Consider the following 14509-nt stretch of genomic DNA (forward strand, 5'->3'; position numbering starts at 1 on the left):
CGTCGGCAGCGCCAAGCTGTAGCGCTCACGGCACACTAGTGGTCATGAGCGTTGAACGAGTGGTGGGAGTCGGCGCGGGGGCGGCGGGGTTCGACCCGGCGTACGAGCGGGGTGGGACCGGGAGCGGCTCGGAACTGGCGACCACGGACATGGTGCTCAACATCGGTCCGCAGCACCCGGCGACGCATGGCGTACTGCGGTTGCGGCTGACGCTGGACGGCGAGCGGATCGCGGGGTGCGAGCCGATCGTCGGCTACATGCACCGGGGCGCGGAGAAGCTGTTCGAGGTCCGCGACTACCGGCAGATCATCGTGCTGGCGAACCGGCACGACTGGTTGTCGGCGTTCGCGAACGAGCTCGGCGTGGTGCTGGCCGTCGAGCGGATGATGGGGCTCGAGGTACCGGTCCGCGCGGTCTGGCTGCGGACGCTCCTGGCCGAGCTGAACCGGATTCTCAACCACCTGATGTTCCTCGGCTCCTACCCCCTGGAGCTGGGTGCGATCACACCGGTGTTCTATGCGTTCCGCGAGCGCGAGACCGTGCAGGCCGTGCTGGAGGAGCTGTCCGGCGGCCGGATGCACTACATGTTCAACCGCGTCGGCGGGCTGAAGGAGGACCTGCCCACCGGCTGGCTGGGCCGCACCGCGCAGGCCTCCGCCGCGGTCCGCAAGCGGCTGCCCGATATCGAGGAGCTCGTCCTCGGCAACGAGATCTTCCGCGCCCGCACGGTCGGCGTCGGCAAGCTCTCCCCCGAGCTGGTCGCCCAGTACGGCGTCTCCGGCCCGATCGCCCGCGCCTCGGGTGTGGACGCCGATCTGCGCCGCGACGAGCCCTACCTGGCGTACGGCGAGCTCCAGGACGTACTGCGCGTCGTCACCCGGCCGGACGGCGACTGCTACGCCCGGTTCGCCGTCCTGCTCGACCAGGTCAAGGTCTCCCTCGACCTGGTCGACGCGTGTCTGGACAAGCTGGCCGCAATGCCGGCCGGCCCGGTGAGCACCCGGCTGCCGAAGATCCTCAAGGTCCCCGAAGGCCAGACCTACGCCTGGACCGAGAGCCCCCTCGGCCTCAACGGCTACTACCTGGTCTCACGTGGCGACAAGACCCCGTGGCGGCTGAAGCTGCGCTCGGCGAGCTTCAACAACATCTCTGCCCTACCTGCGCTGCTCCCCGGCACCATGATCCCGGACATGATCGCCATCCTCGGCAGCATGTTCTTCGTCGTCGGAGACATCGACAAGTAACCCCACCCCACCCCCACCCAACCCCCACCCCCGCCCTTGGTGGGTCCGCCCACGAGAAGGCGGGGTGGCCAGCCGCACACGCATGGCCAGCCCGCCTCCTGCTGGGTCAGCCCAGCAAATGGGGAGCGAGGGGCAGGCTAGAACTGGCGGTCGCGGACCGGCGGGCGGTGCGCGGTGGCGATCAGCTTCTCGATCTCGGCGGCCGGGGCCGGGGAGCCGGCGTCCTGGGCGCCGCCGACCAGATCCTCGAACGTGATGCCCGCGCCGAGGTACGGGTCGACGTACACGGCGGTCTCGGGCTCATGCCGCCAACTCTCGGTGAGCGGGCCGACGTCGACGGCGTCCCAGCCGAGCTTGTCGAGCAACTCGACCACAGTGGCCCGCGCCTCGGCATCGTTACCGGACAACGGCAGCGCGCTGCGGTCCGCGGCGCCGGACGGGCGCGGCAGCGAGTCCAGGTGGACGGCGGCGGTGATGTTGTTGAAGGTCTTGACCGTCCGGGAATCCTTCAGGTGCCGCTGGACGACCTCCGCCGTCGTCACCTGCTCCTCGTCGAGCTCCTCGATCCGGCCGTCCCGGCTCGGGTAGTAGTTCAGCGTGTCGATCACGACCTTGCCGGCCAACTGCTCGGCCGGGAGTTCGGCGTACCGGCCGAAGGGGATCGTCACCACGACGATGTCCCCCGCCGTGGCCGCCTCGACCGCCGTACCGGCCCGGACGCCCAGCTCGGCCGCCTTCTCGCGCAGGCTCTCCGGGCCGCGCGAGTTCGCCAGTACGACGTCATATCCGGCCGCGACCGCCTGCTTCGCCACGACGGTGCCGATGTTGCCACTGCCGATGATTCCCAGTGTTGTCATACCGGATGACAACCGGCGGGGTGCCTCCGGTATTTCGCGATCGGCCGATCAGATTCCGCGGACGCCGGACTGCGCGATCAGCTCGGTCAGCTCGGCGGCCAGCGCCGGGGCCACCGCGAAGGTCCCGCGGGACGCCGGGGAGTGCTGCGTGCCGTCGAGGTCGAGGACCTGCAGACCCGCCGCCCGGCAGATCGCTACGCCGGCCATGGTGTCCCACGGCTTGTTGGAGTACATGATCGTGGCGTCGAAGAAGCCGTTCGCCGTCCAGGTCAGCGCGGTCGCCGCCGTCCCGATCATCCGGAGCCGCTGGACCCGCGGGACGAGCAGGTTGTGCAACTCGGTCCGGGCCGGGTTGTGCTCGCCGGCGTGCGGGCCGATCGCGTAGTCGCCCATCGCGATCAGCGACTCGTTCAGCGTGGTCGCCTGGCCGCCCTGGATCGGTTTGCCGTTACAGGTCGCGCCGGCGCCCTCGGCCGCGGCGTACCGGGTGCCGAGCGGCGGGTGGTCGATCACGCCGGCCACCGCGCGGTCGTCGACGATCAGGCCGAGCGAGATCGCCCACAGCGGCGTCCCGTGGACGAAGTTCACCGTGCCGTCGATCGGGTCCAGGACCCAGCGGGTGCCCTCGGTCGGGCCGCCCTCCTCCTCGCCCTGGATGCCGATCTGCGGCGTCTCCCGCTCCAGGAACTCGCGGATCTTCCGCTCGACCGCGAAATCGACCTCGGAGGCCATGTCCCGGTCGCCCTTGAAGGTGAGCTCACCCGGGCCCCGGGAGTCCGTCACCGTCCGTCCTTCGTCGACGGCGGCCTGGGCGACGGTCAGCAGCTGAGAAAGGTCCACGCCTAGAACCTACCGGATGCCGGGAAGCGCTTACCAGCAGTACTCAGGAGGCGGCGAGACCACGCAGTTTGAGATCGACCACGGTGGGCGCGTCGGCCTGGGAGTGTTTGTCGCCGGCGGCAACGACCGTGGCGACCTCTTCGTCGATCTTGTCCAGCCGGGCGTCGATCTTGTCCAGGCGGCGCTGCATCAGGTCGACGAACTCGGCGTTCTCGACGACGCGGGCGCTGGTGATCCGGGAGTACTCCTGCGCGACCTGGACACGCTCGTCGGCGTGGGCCAGCCGCTCGACCAGCAACTGGTGGCGCAACAGCATCGAGGCGGCGACAGCCACCGCGACGGCAGCGATCGCTGCCCCGCGGAGAATCCAGGTGTTCTGCGTGAACAGCGCGACGCTGACACAGAGGCAGACAACGATCAGCGATGCGTTGGCGACGGTGAGAACGGTGGTCCTGGTTCGACGGCGGCTACCCCTTGACCCCATGGACCGTCATGTTAGGCGGTCTGGTCCGGGTCCTCGGGAATACGACACGCACGTTCCAGCAATAATCCGGCCGTGACGACCAGCACCGAGATCACGGCGGCGAGACCGGCCATGATCACTCTGTTACGAGGTCCGGAGGCGCTCACGCCTCGCAGGAAGCTTAACGCGAACCCTGCGTACACACCGGTGCACAACGCGCCGACGAAAGCGCTCGCCTTTCCGATCAGCAACAGGAACACCGCGCGCGAGGCCTCGATCCGCTCCCGCCGCACCTGCACCCGCTGATGGGTGTTCCGCGCCGCGGCCAGCAGCAGCGCGGCCAGGAAGGCCCATGCGATCAGCGTCAGCCAGGAGACCGCCGGCGCGACGCCGCCGCCGGCCTCGATCGCCCTCACCATCGTGAAGCCGATCGCCGTGCACAGGACGGCGATCGCGACCAGCAGCCGGCGTGACGTCGGCCGTACCGAGCCCGGGCGGGGCGGCTCCTGACCGGAACCAGGCGCCCGGCCGGACTCGGGACCGCCGGTGGCCACTACTGGAGCTCGAGGTCGAGCTTGGACACCCCGTCGGTGCCGACCTTGCCCAGCAGCTCCGCGACCGGGCCGTGCCCGGGCAGCTCGGCGTCCGGCTCGATGTCGAGCCACGGCGCCAGCACGAAGGCCCGCTCATGGGCCCGCGGGTGCGGGATGGTCAGCTCGTCGGACTCGATCGTCTTCTTGCCGTAGGTGATCAGGTCGACGTCGAGGGTCCGCGGGGCGCCCTTCACACTGCGCTCCCGGCCGAAGGCCTGCTCGACCGCGTGCGCACGGTCCAGCAGCAGGTCCACCGAGAGGGTGGTGTCGGCCAGCAGGACGATGTTCAGGTACGGGCCGGACTCCTCCGGGCCGCCGATCGGCTGCGTCTCGTAGACCGGCGAGACGTCGACGACGACGACGTCCGGGGTGTCCCGCAGCGCGTCGATCGCGCCCTGCAGGTTCGCCTCACGGTCGCCGAGATTACTGCCGAGCGACAGGATCACCTGGCGGATCGGCTTGAGGCCACCGCTCAGGGTGTCCGCGTCGATGACGTAAGGACTTGGGGTCTCAGTCACGAGGATTCTCCGGCTCTGCGCTGCACGGTCAGGACAACGTCGTCGAACGGCACCGAGATCGGCGCCGAGGGTTTGTGGATGGTCACCGCGGTCGCTGTCACCCGCCGGTCGGCGAGACACAGGTCGGCGATGCGCTGGGCGAGGGTCTCGATCAGGTCCACCGGGTCGTTCTCGATCGCTTGGTGCACCTGCTCGGCGACCACGCCGTAGTTCACGGTGTCGGCCAGGTCGTCGGAGGCGGCCGCGGGCCGGGTGTCCAGCTCCAGCCGGACGTCCACGACGAACTCCTGCCCATCGGCCCGCTCGTGCTCGAAAACCCCATGGCGCCCGAACCCGCGGATGCCCCGGATCTCGATCACGTCAGGGGAGGCCAAGGGCCCACTCATTCCGCCTCCTCCTGTTGACCCCCAGACGACAGTACCGGGGAGGCGTGGTGGATCCACAACCGCCAGCCGGAGGAAGTTCGGCGGAAGACGTTCGTCGCGAGCGCCTTACCGCCCGCGAATCCTTCCTCCGGAGCGCCTTCACCCGACGACAGGACATTCTCCGTACACGTGACGTATGCCACGTCTTCATCCACGCGTACCGAGATATCGGTGAGGAAGAACTGGATGTACGGCGTGTTCGCGAAGATCATCGCCCACGCGCGCATCATCTCCGAGTAGCCGGAGATGGCCGCGTTCCCGGGGTGGATGCAGACCGGGTCGGGCTCCGGCAGCCAGACGGCCGCCATCAGATCCAGGTCGCCGGCCTCGAAGGCGTTGTAGAACGCGGTGTTCGCGTTCAGCACGACGTCCTCGACGGTCGCACCGCGCGCGCCGTCACCCGGCCGCGGGTTGGCGGACCCTTCCGTCATACGGTTCCCCATCTCTTCGCCACCCGGACCGCGTCCACACTCGGCGCCACGGCGTGGGCCCGGACGCACCAGGCTCCTGCCGCGGCGGCCAGGGCGGAAACAGCCGCGCTCGCATCGTCTCGTCGGACGGCGGGCCTCGGCTCGCCGGTCTGCTCGTCGGCCAGCAGCCTACCCAGGAACGCCTTCCGGCTCGCACCGATCAGCAACGGCCGCTCCAGGACGGCGAATTCGCGCAGCCGGCGCAGGATCTCCCAGTTGTGGTCGGCGTTCTTCGCGAAACCGAGCCCCGGATCCAGCGCGACCCGGCTCAGGTCGACCCCGGCCGCCCGCATCGCGGCGATCCGGTCGGCCAGCTCCTCGATCACCTCGGCGACGACATCGCCGTACTCGGCCTTGTTCTGCATGTCGATCGAGTGGCCGCGCCAATGCATGCAGACATAGGGAGTACGCCGTTCGGCCACCAGCGCGAGCATGTCGGGATCGGCCTGGCCGCCGGACACGTCGTTGATCACCGCGGCACCGGCATCCAGCGCGAGCGCCGCGACCTCGGAGCGCATCGTGTCGACCGAGATCAGCGCGCCCTCGGCGGCCAGCGTCTCGATCACCGGCAGCACCCGGCGGATCTCCTCGGCCGGCGCCGGGCGCGCGGCGCCGGGCCGGGTCGACTCACCGCCGACATCCAGCAGATCGGCGCCCGCGGCCAGCAGCTCCCGGCCGTGTTTGATCGCGGCGGCCGGCTCGAACCACTCGCCGCCGTCGGAGAACGAATCCGGCGTGACGTTCACGACGCCCATGACGAGGCACCGGTCGAGCACCGGTAACCCGCCGACGTGACCCCACGAACCGTTCTCCACCTGCCCACCGTAGTGGGCGGCGCCGACACGGTCGGAATCAGCTACCCGGAACGCGCGCTAGTTGCCGAGGACGAGCTCGGACTGGGTGGCTTGCAGGGCCTCGCCGATCGGCTGGGCGTAGGACTCGTTGGCCCGGTCGTACTGATCCAGGCACTTGCCGTCGATCAGGGCGGCGCCGCTGGTGATGCCCTGGGCCCAGTTGCCCGTCATGGTCGCGCCGCCGGAGTCACCGGAGCGGACGCACGCCGTGTGCTGGAACAGGCCGCGGACGACCTTGTTGTTGCCGTAGTTGACCGTGACGTTGCGGGCGACGATCCGGCCACAGGACCAGCCCGTGCTCTTCCCGGATTTGCAGACCTCGGCGCCGACGGTGGCATTGGTGTAACCGTGGACGGCGATATTCGCGCGGCCCCAGCCCTCGATGTAGCCCTGCTGGTCCCAGCCTTCGATCACGTCGACCGAGCCGTAGTCGTTCCCCGGGAAGCTCGAGGTGAGCGTGTTGCCGAGGATGTACCCGTTCCGGGAGAAGGAGGGTTTGCCGGAGGTGCAGTGGCCGGCGGTCAGGAAGATCCGGGTGCCCTTGCTGTTGCGGGCGTTGAACCCGAGCGAGCAGACGTAGCCGGTGTTCTTGTCGACCTGGAAGCCGCCGCGCAGGCTGAAGTCGTCAGCCGTCGGCACGACCTTGCCGTACGCCGTCTTCACGGTGACCTGGTCGCCGTACTCCTTGGCGCGGCGCAGGAAGCGCTCGGTGAAGACATCCCGCGCGCCCTTGGGCACGCTGACCACGACCGTGCCGCTGATCGGATCGACGTACCAGGAGCGGACCTTGCCGGCGGTCTGCCGGTCGGCCAGCTTGTTCAGCTCGGCCTGGACCGCGCCGAGCTCGGCCGCGGTGTGCCGGACCAGCTTGGGTACGGCGCCGGCCGCGCGCACCAGCTCCGCGGTCGCGGCATCCGACACGGCGACCACGAGCTCACCCGTGGAGTCGTAGTACGCGCCGACGGCCCGCTCGCCGACCTGGGCCTCGACCGCATCGGCGGCGGCCAGAGGCGACTTGCCGATCAGTTTGGTCGGCTCGACCCGCGGTTTGGCCGCAGGGCCCCGATCATCCGCGGTGGCCCAGCTGGCGGCTGCCAACCCGGCCGCGGTGAGTAGTGCAGCGCCGGCGAGTGCGGCGCCGGCCCGGTAACGCCCCGACATTCCTTGTCCTCCTCACGGCCGGCGCCCGGTCCCCGTCGAACGAACGCCAATACGGAAAGTAACGGCAACGCAACGGAATGTCTACAGCCACCAGCTCACAATCCCCAACGATCGATCACCGGCCCGGGCTACGGCCGGATCTCAGCCGACGATCAGGCTCATCGCCTCGGCGCGGGTGACCGGGTTGCGGAGCTGGCCGCGGACGGCGGAGGTAATCGTCTTGGCGCCCGGTTTGCGGACGCCGCGCATCGTCATACAGAGGTGCTCGCACTCGATCACGACGATCACGCCGCGCGGTTCGAGCAGCTCGACCAGGGACTCGGCGACCTGGGTGGTCAGCCGCTCCTGGACCTGCGGCCGCTTCGCGTAGACGTCGACCAGGCGGGCCAGCTTGGACAGGCCGGTGATCCGGCCGTCCCGGTTCGGGATGTAGCCGACGTGCGCGACGCCGGTGAACGGCACCAGGTGGTGCTCGCAGATACTCCAGACCTCGATATCCTTGACCAGGACCATCTCGTCGTGTTCGAGCTCGAACGTCGTGCTCAGCACGTCCTCGGCCCGCTGCCCGAGCCCGGCGGTGATCTCGGCGTACGAGCGCGCGACCCGGGCCGGGGTGTCCCGCAGCCCGTCGCGATCCGGGTCCTCCCCGATCGCGTACAACAGCTCGCGTACGGCCCGCTCGGCCCGTTCGTGGTCGAACCCCGGCGCAGTCATGTCGCCACACTAAACGGAAGCGCCGCCATCATTTGGATGGCGGCGCTTCAGCTGGTGACCGGGGTTACTCGTTCGGCGAGGGCGGGGTGGGCCCGTTGCCGTAGTTCGGCGGCAGGACGTTCTCGTCCGGGCCGACGGTGCCACCCGGCAGGACGTCGGTCAGCGAGCCGTTCGGCGAGCGGGCCGGCAGCGGCATCACCGGCGGCTGGTCGGACGGGATCCGGGTGGACGAGCCCGTCCAGGCCGGCCGCCGGTCGCGCTTGACCACCGGGGCGAAGATCTCCGCGATCTGCGCCTTGTCCAGGGTCTCCTTCTCGAGCAGCTCCTCGACCAGGTGGTCGAGGACCGCGCGGTTCTCGACCAGGATGTCGAAGGCCTCCTGGTGCGCGTTCAGGATCAGGTTGCCGACCTCTTCGTCGACCGCCGCGGCGATCTCCTCGGAGTAGTTGCGCTGGCTGCCGAAGTCGCGGCCCAGGAACGGCTCGCTGCCGTCGGAGCCGAACTTGATCGCGCCCAGCCGCTCGGTCATGCCGTACTGCGTGACCATCGCGCGGGCCAGTGCCGACGCCTTCTCGATGTCGTTGCTGGCGCCCGTGGTCGGGTCGTGGAAGACCATCTCCTCGGCCGCGCGGCCGCCGAGCATGTAGGCCAGCTTGTCGAGCATCTCCGACCGGGTGGTCGAGTACTTGTCCTCGTCCGGCAGGACCATCGTGTACCCCAGCGCGCGGCCGCGCGGCAGGATCGTCACCTTGTGCACCGGGTCGGAGTGCGGCAGCGCGGCGGCGACCAGGGCGTGCCCGCCCTCGTGGTACGCCGTCAGCACCTTCTCCTTGTCCGACATCAGGCGCGTCCGGCGCTGCGGACCGGCGATCACGCGGTCGATCGCCTCGTCCAGCGCGTTGTTGTCGATCACCTGCATGTTCGAGCGGGCGGTCAGCAGGGCCGCCTCGTTCAGCACGTTGGCCAGGTCGGCGCCGGTGAAGCCCGGCGTCCGGCGAGCGACGGCCGTGAGGTCGACGTCCTGGGCCATCGGCTTACCGCGGGCGTGCACCTTCAGGATCTGCTCGCGACCGGGCAGGTCGGGCGCGTCGACCGCGATCTGCCGGTCGAAGCGGCCCGGGCGCAGCAGCGCCGGGTCGAGGACGTCGGGCCGGTTGGTGGCCGCGATCAGGATGACGCCGCCGCGGACGTCGAAGCCGTCCATCTCGACGAGCAGCTGGTTCAGCGTCTGCTCGCGCTCGTCGTGCCCGCCGCCCATACCGGCGCCGCGGTGCCGGCCGACGGCGTCGATCTCGTCGATGAACACGATCGCCGGGGCGTTCGTCTTGGCCTGCTCGAACAGGTCGCGGACCCGGGAGGCGCCGACGCCGACGAACATCTCGACGAAGTCCGAACCGGAGATCGAGTAGAACGGCACGCCGGCCTCACCCGCGACCGCGCGGGCCAGCAGCGTCTTACCGGTACCGGGCTGGCCGTAGAGCAGCACGCCCTTGGGGATCTTGGCGCCGACGGCCTGGAACTTGCCCGGCTCCTGGAGAAACTCCTTGATCTCGCCGAGCTCCTCGATCGCCTCGTCACAGCCGGCCACGTCGGCGAACGTGGTCTTCGGGGTGTCCTTGGTGATCAGCTTCGCCTTGGACTTCGCGAAACTCATCACCCGGGAGCCGCCGCCCTGCATCGAGTTCATCAAGAAGATGAAGACGACCGCGATCAGCAGGAACGGGATCAGCGTCTGGAACACCTGGCCGATGAAACTCGGCTTCGGGTTCTCGACGTTGTACTTGTCGACCTTGCCGTCCTGGTAGAGCTGCTGCAGCTGGGTGCCGAGCGCGTTGGCCTGGCCGTCGACCCAGAAGGCCCGGATCTTGGTCCCGTCGGTCTTCTCGAGCCGGATCTCCTGGTTCGGGTCGATCAGGGTGATGTTCTTGATCACCTTCTGACCCGCCGGGGCGTCGGTGGCCTGCTTGATCACCTTGACGACCTCACCGGTCGGCTCGGCCTTGAATCCGGACGAGCCGGTCAGGAGCTGCCCGATCACCAGCACCATCAAAAAGGCGATGACGATCCAGAACAGGGGTCCGCGGAAGATACGCTTCACGTCCATGATCGAGGCCTACGCCCCGTCCCTCCTAGCTCGGCAGGCCCGGGTTTCGCGGGCTTGAGACGGTAACACCAGTCCAAGTGTCTCGTGCCGCACAAGACAACACGGCACGAGGGTCAAGAATGGACGGTACGACCTGTTGTACAGGCTGTCACCAAGTCTGCCCGAGCGGGCCGCTCAGGAGTACACGTGCGGCGCGAGAGTCGCCACGCAGCGCAGGTTCCGGTACTTCTCCGCGTAGTCGAGCCCGTACCCGACGACGAACTCGTCCGGCAGGTCGAAACCGACGTACTTCACCGGCAGCGCCATCTTGGCGGCCGCGTCCGGCTTGCGGAACGCGGTGCAGATCTCGACCGAGGCCGGCCCGCGGGACTGCAGGTTGCTGACCAGCCAGGTCAGCGTCAGGCCGGTGTCGATGATGTCCTCGACGATCAGCACGTGCCGGTTGCTGATGTCGGTGTCCAGGTCCTTCAGGATCCGGACCACACCGGAAGACTTGGTGCCCGAGCCGTACGACGAGACGGCCATCCAGTCCATCTCGACGTGCCGCGTGAACGAGCGGGCCAGATCGGCCATCACCATCACGGCGCCCTTCAGGACGCCGACGATGAGCAGGTCCTTGCCCTCGTAGTCCTGCTCGATCCGCGTGGCCAGCTCCCGGAGCTTCCCCAGGATCTGCTCCTCGGTGTAATGGATCTGAGCCAGGTCCTTCTCGATGTCCGAAGCATCCACGGGTTCAGCCTGTCATATCTGTGCCCAGGATTATGAATCCGCCCCGGCGGACCGCGCGGACTCCTTGGGGGAGGTCGATCCAGCGCTGGCCGCGCCAGTCGGTGACGAGCGCGTCGACGGCGGCGACGTGGCCGGCGGTGAGGTCGGTGGCCCGTGATCCGGCCTCCAGGGCTGCCTGACGCAGCACGCGGGTGCGGAGCGCGGCGGGCTCGTCTGCGAGCGCTCCGACCTCACAGTGCACTTCTCCGTCGGTACGGCGTACTGCGGTCTCGGCCAGGTCCGCAGCGAGCTGGTCGAGGGCGTCGGCGTCCGCCCGGAGGAGGCCGGCTGTGCGGGCGAGCGCCTCGACCACGCCGGGGCCCAGCGCCTCTTCGAGCACCGGCAGGACTTCGTGGCGCACGCGGACCCGGGTGTACGTCGGATCGTCGTTGTGCGGGTCGTGCCACGGCCGGAGCCCGGAGGCGATACAGGCGGCGGCCGTCGTGGCGCGGGGCACCTCCAGGAACGGACGCCGAAGCAGCCCGGCCACTGCGGCCATCCCAGCCAGCGAACGGGCCCCGGAGCCCCGCCCGAGCCCGAGCAACACCGTCTCCGCCTGGTCGTCCCGGGTGTGCGCCAGCAGGACGACGTCCGCTCCGAACTCGTCCGCGGCCGCCCGCAGCGCGTCGTACCGAGCCGACCGCGCAGCCGCCTCCGGTCCCCCCGCGCTCCCAACCTCCACCACACGCACCTGAACCGGATCGAGCCCCAGCCCCCGACACTGCTCCGCCGCAATCTCCGCCGTCCGCCCCGAGTCCGGCTGCAACCCGTGGTCGACGATGACCGCCCCCGCGCGTACTCCGAGCTTCGGCGCCGCGAAAGCGGTGGCTGCCGCGAGCGCGAGAGAGTCGGTGCCACCAGAGCAGGCGACGAGAGCAGTCGTCCCAACAGGCAGGTCGGCCAGCGCGGCCCGTACGGCCTCACGAACCCGAGCGATCGCCGGATGCAGCCGCCCCCGCCGCTCCTCACCACCACCGGCGGCCCCCGCCGCCATACCTTCTTCGGCGCCGGAGGCGCCGTCAGCCGTGGAGGCGGGTGATCCAGGCATCGGGGTTCGCGATCTCGTTCTTGGTGGGGAGGGTGTTCGGACCGGTCCAGACCCGGTTGAACCCGTCCATGCCGACCTGGTCGACGACGCGGCGGACGAACGCGGCGCCGTCCTTGTACTGCCGCAGTTTCGCGTCCAGCCCGAGCAGCTTCTTCAGCAGCTGGTCGACCGGGTTCCCACTCTGTCGCCGCGACGTGAACTTGGAACGGATCACGTCCACGGTCGGAATGACCGCCGGCCCGACGCCGTCCATCACGAAGTCCGCATGCCCTTCCAGCAACGACATGACCGCGGTCAGGCGGTCCAGCACCGCACGCTGCTCCGGCGACTGCATCAGGTCGACCAAGCTCAGCTCGGCCTCACCACGCACCGACCGGCCCAGCCGTTGCACAGCCTCCCGCAGCATCGCCGCGTACGCCGAAGCGTCCAGCTCGGCCTGGTCGAGGAACAGCCCGATCTCGGACCGCAGGTGGTCCCGCAGCCACGGCACTGCCGTGAACTGCACCCGGTGCGTCTCCTCGTGCAGACAGACCCACAACCGGAAGTCCCGCGGCACAACGCCCAGCTCGGACTCCACGTGCATCACATTCGGCGCCACGAGCAGCAGCCGCCCGGTCAGCCCAGGACGGGCCGGGTCCGGCTCGGCCGGATAGAACGGGTCGAACTGCCCCAAGACCCGAGAAGACATGAAAGCGAGCAGCGCGCCCGCCTCGATCGCTGTCACCCGAGAGCCGACCGCAGAGGACAGCCCGCTGGTGCGGTCGGCCTTCTCGCGCAGCTTGTCGGTCAGCGGCTTCAGCACGGTCCGGAAGCCGTCCGCGTTCGCCTGGACCCAGCCAGGGCGGTCCACGATCACGACCGGCGCAGTGGCCGACGTCGCCTGCAGACCGGTGAACTCGCGCACGTGATGCTCGGAGTCGGCCGCGAACTGCCGCAGCTCGGCAACGACCTGCTCTGCCTCGGCGCGGCTGACCACTGGTCCCGGTCGCAGCAGCCGTCGGGCCACACCGGTCGCCAGCTGCCAGTCGACCATCTCAGCCGCTGTATCGCCTTCCGCCGTACTCATACGTCGACACTAGTCGCAGGAACAAGCCGCGGCAGCTAACTCAGCACCCGCAGTTGGCCAACGCAGCAGCCGCACGGTCCAGCGCGGCGCGCGCATCGAGCGTTTTCGGCACCGGAACACTGTCACTCGCGACCGCAAAGGCCAGCAGCGTCCCACTCCGCGTCCGGACCATCCCGGCCAGACTGTGGACGCCGGTCAGCGTCCCGGTCTTCGCCCGGACCAGACCGGTCCCAGGACCCGCCCCACCGGAGCCGAAGCGGTCCTCAAGGCTTCCGGTGAAACCGGCGACCGGAAGACCCGTCAGCAGGTGCCGCAGCTCCGGGTGGTCCTTCGAAGCGGCCACCCGAACCGCACCGGCCAGTACGTCGAGGGTGACCTTGTTCGTCCGGGTCAGCCCGCTGCCGTCGTAGATCGACGACTTGCCGACGTCGAGCCCGAGCTTGGTCAGCGTCTCCTCGACGCCCTTGGCGCCACCGGTGTACGAGCCGCCGCTCTTGGTCGCCAGACCGACATGGCGGAGCAGAACCTCCGCACCGTCGTTGTCACTGTGCAGATTCACGTATTCGACGATCTGACCGACCGTCGGCGACGCCACCCGGGCCAGCGCCTCCGCACCGGCCGGTGCGCTCTTCGGCTTGGGCGCGCCGGTGACATCAATGCCATTGCCGATCAGAAGCTTGGCGAACCACCCAGCCGCCGCCTGCGCCGGCGACTCCGACCGTTTGGCCATTCCGCGCGCGATCCGGCCCTCGTCCACCCACAGCGCCGACGTCCGGGCCGCGATGCCCTCCGGCAGGTAGTTGGACTCCCAGCGCGCGTTCCCGGCCGGCCCGGTGAACAGGGAGGCGTCGTACCCGAGGGTGACGCTGGTGACGCCCGCTGCCTTCAGCGCCTTCGCCGTGCTGACTGCCAGCGCCTGGAGGGTCGCCCGGGTCGGGTAGTCCTCGCGCGCCGACGACTTGATCGTCAGCAGCGGGTCACCGCCGCCGACGAGCACGATCGAGCCCTTGCCCGCGCTCACGACCTTCGTGCTGAACCGGTGCTCCGGCCCGAGCGTCGCGAGCGCCGAGACCGTCGTCAGCAGCTTCAGCGTGGACGCCGGGGTGTACGGAGTCGAGGCTCCGGTGGCGTACGCCACTTTCTCCCGGGCGACGTCGTACACGTAGACGCCCCGGTGCTTGCCCAGCGCCGGGTCCGCGAGGATGCCGGCCAGCGCTTTCTGCACACCGAGCGAAGTCGGCGCGGCACCCTCCGCCGTCGCCGGAGCCAGCACCGGCGGCGCGGACCGCGCGGATCCGGGTACGGCGCGCGCTCCGCCCGCCAAGCCGAGGCACAAGGCTGTGGCGAGCAGCGTGACGAACACCGCACGAGGAGGACGGGCCAC

Annotated in this window: 16 protein-coding genes; 1 reads left to right on the plus strand and 15 read right to left on the minus strand. The window is 69.6% G+C overall.

The genetic code is table 11. The features are described 5' to 3' along the window. Nucleotides 1-44 precede the first annotated feature (44 nt). Entirely contained in the window at nucleotides 45-1244 is a 1200-nt protein-coding gene (locus HPO96_RS20535) for an NADH-quinone oxidoreductase subunit D (protein WP_171675103.1), read from the plus strand. 137 nt (nucleotides 1245-1381) lie between these two features. On the opposite strand, the gene HPO96_RS20540 is transcribed toward HPO96_RS20535, so the two are convergent. The 15 genes from HPO96_RS20540 to dacB form a co-directional block, all read right to left on the minus strand. Further along, nucleotides 1382-2101 carry an NADPH-dependent F420 reductase gene (locus HPO96_RS20540; RefSeq protein ID WP_171675104.1) on the minus strand — a complete coding sequence of 240 codons (720 nt, stop codon included), beginning with the start codon at nucleotides 2099-2101 and terminating at the stop codon, nucleotides 1382-1384. Between the two features lie 48 nt (nucleotides 2102-2149). Continuing rightward, a complete protein-coding gene (locus tag HPO96_RS20545) occupies nucleotides 2150-2941 on the minus strand; it encodes an inositol monophosphatase family protein (RefSeq protein WP_171675105.1) in 792 nt (263 codons plus the stop codon). A 43-nt stretch (nucleotides 2942-2984) separates the two neighbouring features. Continuing rightward, nucleotides 2985-3425, minus strand: a complete 441-nt coding sequence (locus HPO96_RS20550) for a hypothetical protein (RefSeq protein ID WP_171675106.1) — start codon at nucleotides 3423-3425, stop codon at nucleotides 2985-2987. 11 nt (nucleotides 3426-3436) lie between these two features. Then, nucleotides 3437-3958 (minus strand): DUF3180 family protein, encoded by a 522-nt coding sequence (locus tag HPO96_RS20555; RefSeq protein WP_171675107.1) that lies wholly within the window; start codon nucleotides 3956-3958, stop codon nucleotides 3437-3439. Next, entirely contained in the window at nucleotides 3958-4515 is a 558-nt protein-coding gene (gene folK / locus HPO96_RS20560) for a 2-amino-4-hydroxy-6-hydroxymethyldihydropteridine diphosphokinase (RefSeq protein ID WP_171675108.1), read from the minus strand. The genes HPO96_RS20555 and folK overlap by 1 nt, the downstream gene beginning before the upstream one ends. Next, a complete protein-coding gene (gene folB / locus HPO96_RS20565) occupies nucleotides 4512-4901 on the minus strand; it encodes a dihydroneopterin aldolase (RefSeq protein ID WP_171675109.1) in 390 nt (129 codons plus the stop codon). Before folB ends, folK begins: the two co-directional genes overlap by 4 nt. Next, nucleotides 4898-5371, minus strand: a complete 474-nt coding sequence (locus HPO96_RS20570) for a nuclear transport factor 2 family protein (RefSeq protein WP_171675110.1) — start codon at nucleotides 5369-5371, stop codon at nucleotides 4898-4900. The genes folB and HPO96_RS20570 overlap by 4 nt, the downstream gene beginning before the upstream one ends. After that, nucleotides 5368-6165 carry a dihydropteroate synthase gene (folP, locus tag HPO96_RS20575; protein WP_171675175.1) on the minus strand — a complete coding sequence of 266 codons (798 nt, stop codon included), beginning with the start codon at nucleotides 6163-6165 and terminating at the stop codon, nucleotides 5368-5370. The genes HPO96_RS20570 and folP overlap by 4 nt, the downstream gene beginning before the upstream one ends. A 117-nt stretch (nucleotides 6166-6282) precedes the next feature. Continuing rightward, nucleotides 6283-7425, minus strand: coding sequence for a S1 family peptidase (locus tag HPO96_RS20580; protein WP_171675111.1), 1143 nt, complete (start codon nucleotides 7423-7425; stop codon nucleotides 6283-6285). A 141-nt stretch (nucleotides 7426-7566) separates the two neighbouring features. Beyond that, nucleotides 7567-8139, minus strand: coding sequence for a GTP cyclohydrolase I FolE (gene folE, locus HPO96_RS20585; protein WP_171675112.1), 573 nt, complete (start codon nucleotides 8137-8139; stop codon nucleotides 7567-7569). 64 nt (nucleotides 8140-8203) lie between these two features. Further along, complete coding sequence (ftsH, locus tag HPO96_RS20590; protein WP_171675113.1) at nucleotides 8204-10243, minus strand: ATP-dependent zinc metalloprotease FtsH; 2040 nt, start codon at nucleotides 10241-10243, stop codon at nucleotides 8204-8206. Nucleotides 10244-10417: 174 nt separating this feature from the next. Then, complete coding sequence (gene hpt, locus HPO96_RS20595) at nucleotides 10418-10972, minus strand: hypoxanthine phosphoribosyltransferase (RefSeq protein ID WP_171675114.1); 555 nt, start codon at nucleotides 10970-10972, stop codon at nucleotides 10418-10420. 4 nt (nucleotides 10973-10976) lie between these two features. Then, nucleotides 10977-12059, minus strand: a complete 1083-nt coding sequence (gene tilS, locus HPO96_RS20600) for a tRNA lysidine(34) synthetase TilS (RefSeq protein ID WP_171675115.1) — start codon at nucleotides 12057-12059, stop codon at nucleotides 10977-10979. Beyond that, the gene (locus HPO96_RS20605) at nucleotides 12031-13125 is read right to left on the minus strand and encodes a zinc-dependent metalloprotease (protein ID WP_171675116.1); all 1095 of its coding nucleotides are present in this window, start codon (nucleotides 13123-13125) and stop codon (nucleotides 12031-12033) included. Before HPO96_RS20605 ends, tilS begins: the two co-directional genes overlap by 29 nt. Nucleotides 13126-13165: 40 nt before the next feature. Next, nucleotides 13166-14509 carry a D-alanyl-D-alanine carboxypeptidase/D-alanyl-D-alanine endopeptidase gene (dacB, locus tag HPO96_RS20610; RefSeq protein ID WP_171675117.1) on the minus strand — a complete coding sequence of 448 codons (1344 nt, stop codon included), beginning with the start codon at nucleotides 14507-14509 and terminating at the stop codon, nucleotides 13166-13168.

The sequence above is a fragment of the Kribbella sandramycini genome, from assembly GCF_013131805.1.
In the GTDB taxonomy this organism is placed as follows: Bacteria; Actinomycetota; Actinomycetes; order Propionibacteriales; family Kribbellaceae; genus Kribbella; species Kribbella sandramycini.

Coding starts and splice junctions, on each gene's coding strand:
- folB (WP_171675109.1), bottom strand. CDS start 4,901: ATGAGTGGGCCCTTGGCCTCCCCTGACGTGATCGAGATCCGGGGCATC.
- HPO96_RS20535 (WP_171675103.1), top strand. CDS start 45: ATGAGCGTTGAACGAGTGGTGGGAGTCGGCGCGGGGGCGGCGGGGTTC.
- tilS (WP_171675115.1), bottom strand. CDS start 12,059: ATGCCTGGATCACCCGCCTCCACGGCTGACGGCGCCTCCGGCGCCGAA.
- HPO96_RS20550 (WP_171675106.1), bottom strand. CDS start 3,425: ATGGGGTCAAGGGGTAGCCGCCGTCGAACCAGGACCACCGTTCTCACC.
- folP (WP_171675175.1), bottom strand. CDS start 6,165: ATGGGCGTCGTGAACGTCACGCCGGATTCGTTCTCCGACGGCGGCGAG.
- HPO96_RS20540 (WP_171675104.1), bottom strand. CDS start 2,101: ATGACAACACTGGGAATCATCGGCAGTGGCAACATCGGCACCGTCGTG.
- HPO96_RS20570 (WP_171675110.1), bottom strand. CDS start 5,371: ATGACGGAAGGGTCCGCCAACCCGCGGCCGGGTGACGGCGCGCGCGGT.
- HPO96_RS20605 (WP_171675116.1), bottom strand. CDS start 13,125: ATGAGTACGGCGGAAGGCGATACAGCGGCTGAGATGGTCGACTGGCAG.
- folE (WP_171675112.1), bottom strand. CDS start 8,139: ATGACTGCGCCGGGGTTCGACCACGAACGGGCCGAGCGGGCCGTACGC.
- HPO96_RS20580 (WP_171675111.1), bottom strand. CDS start 7,425: ATGTCGGGGCGTTACCGGGCCGGCGCCGCACTCGCCGGCGCTGCACTA.
- ftsH (WP_171675113.1), bottom strand. CDS start 10,243: ATGGACGTGAAGCGTATCTTCCGCGGACCCCTGTTCTGGATCGTCATC.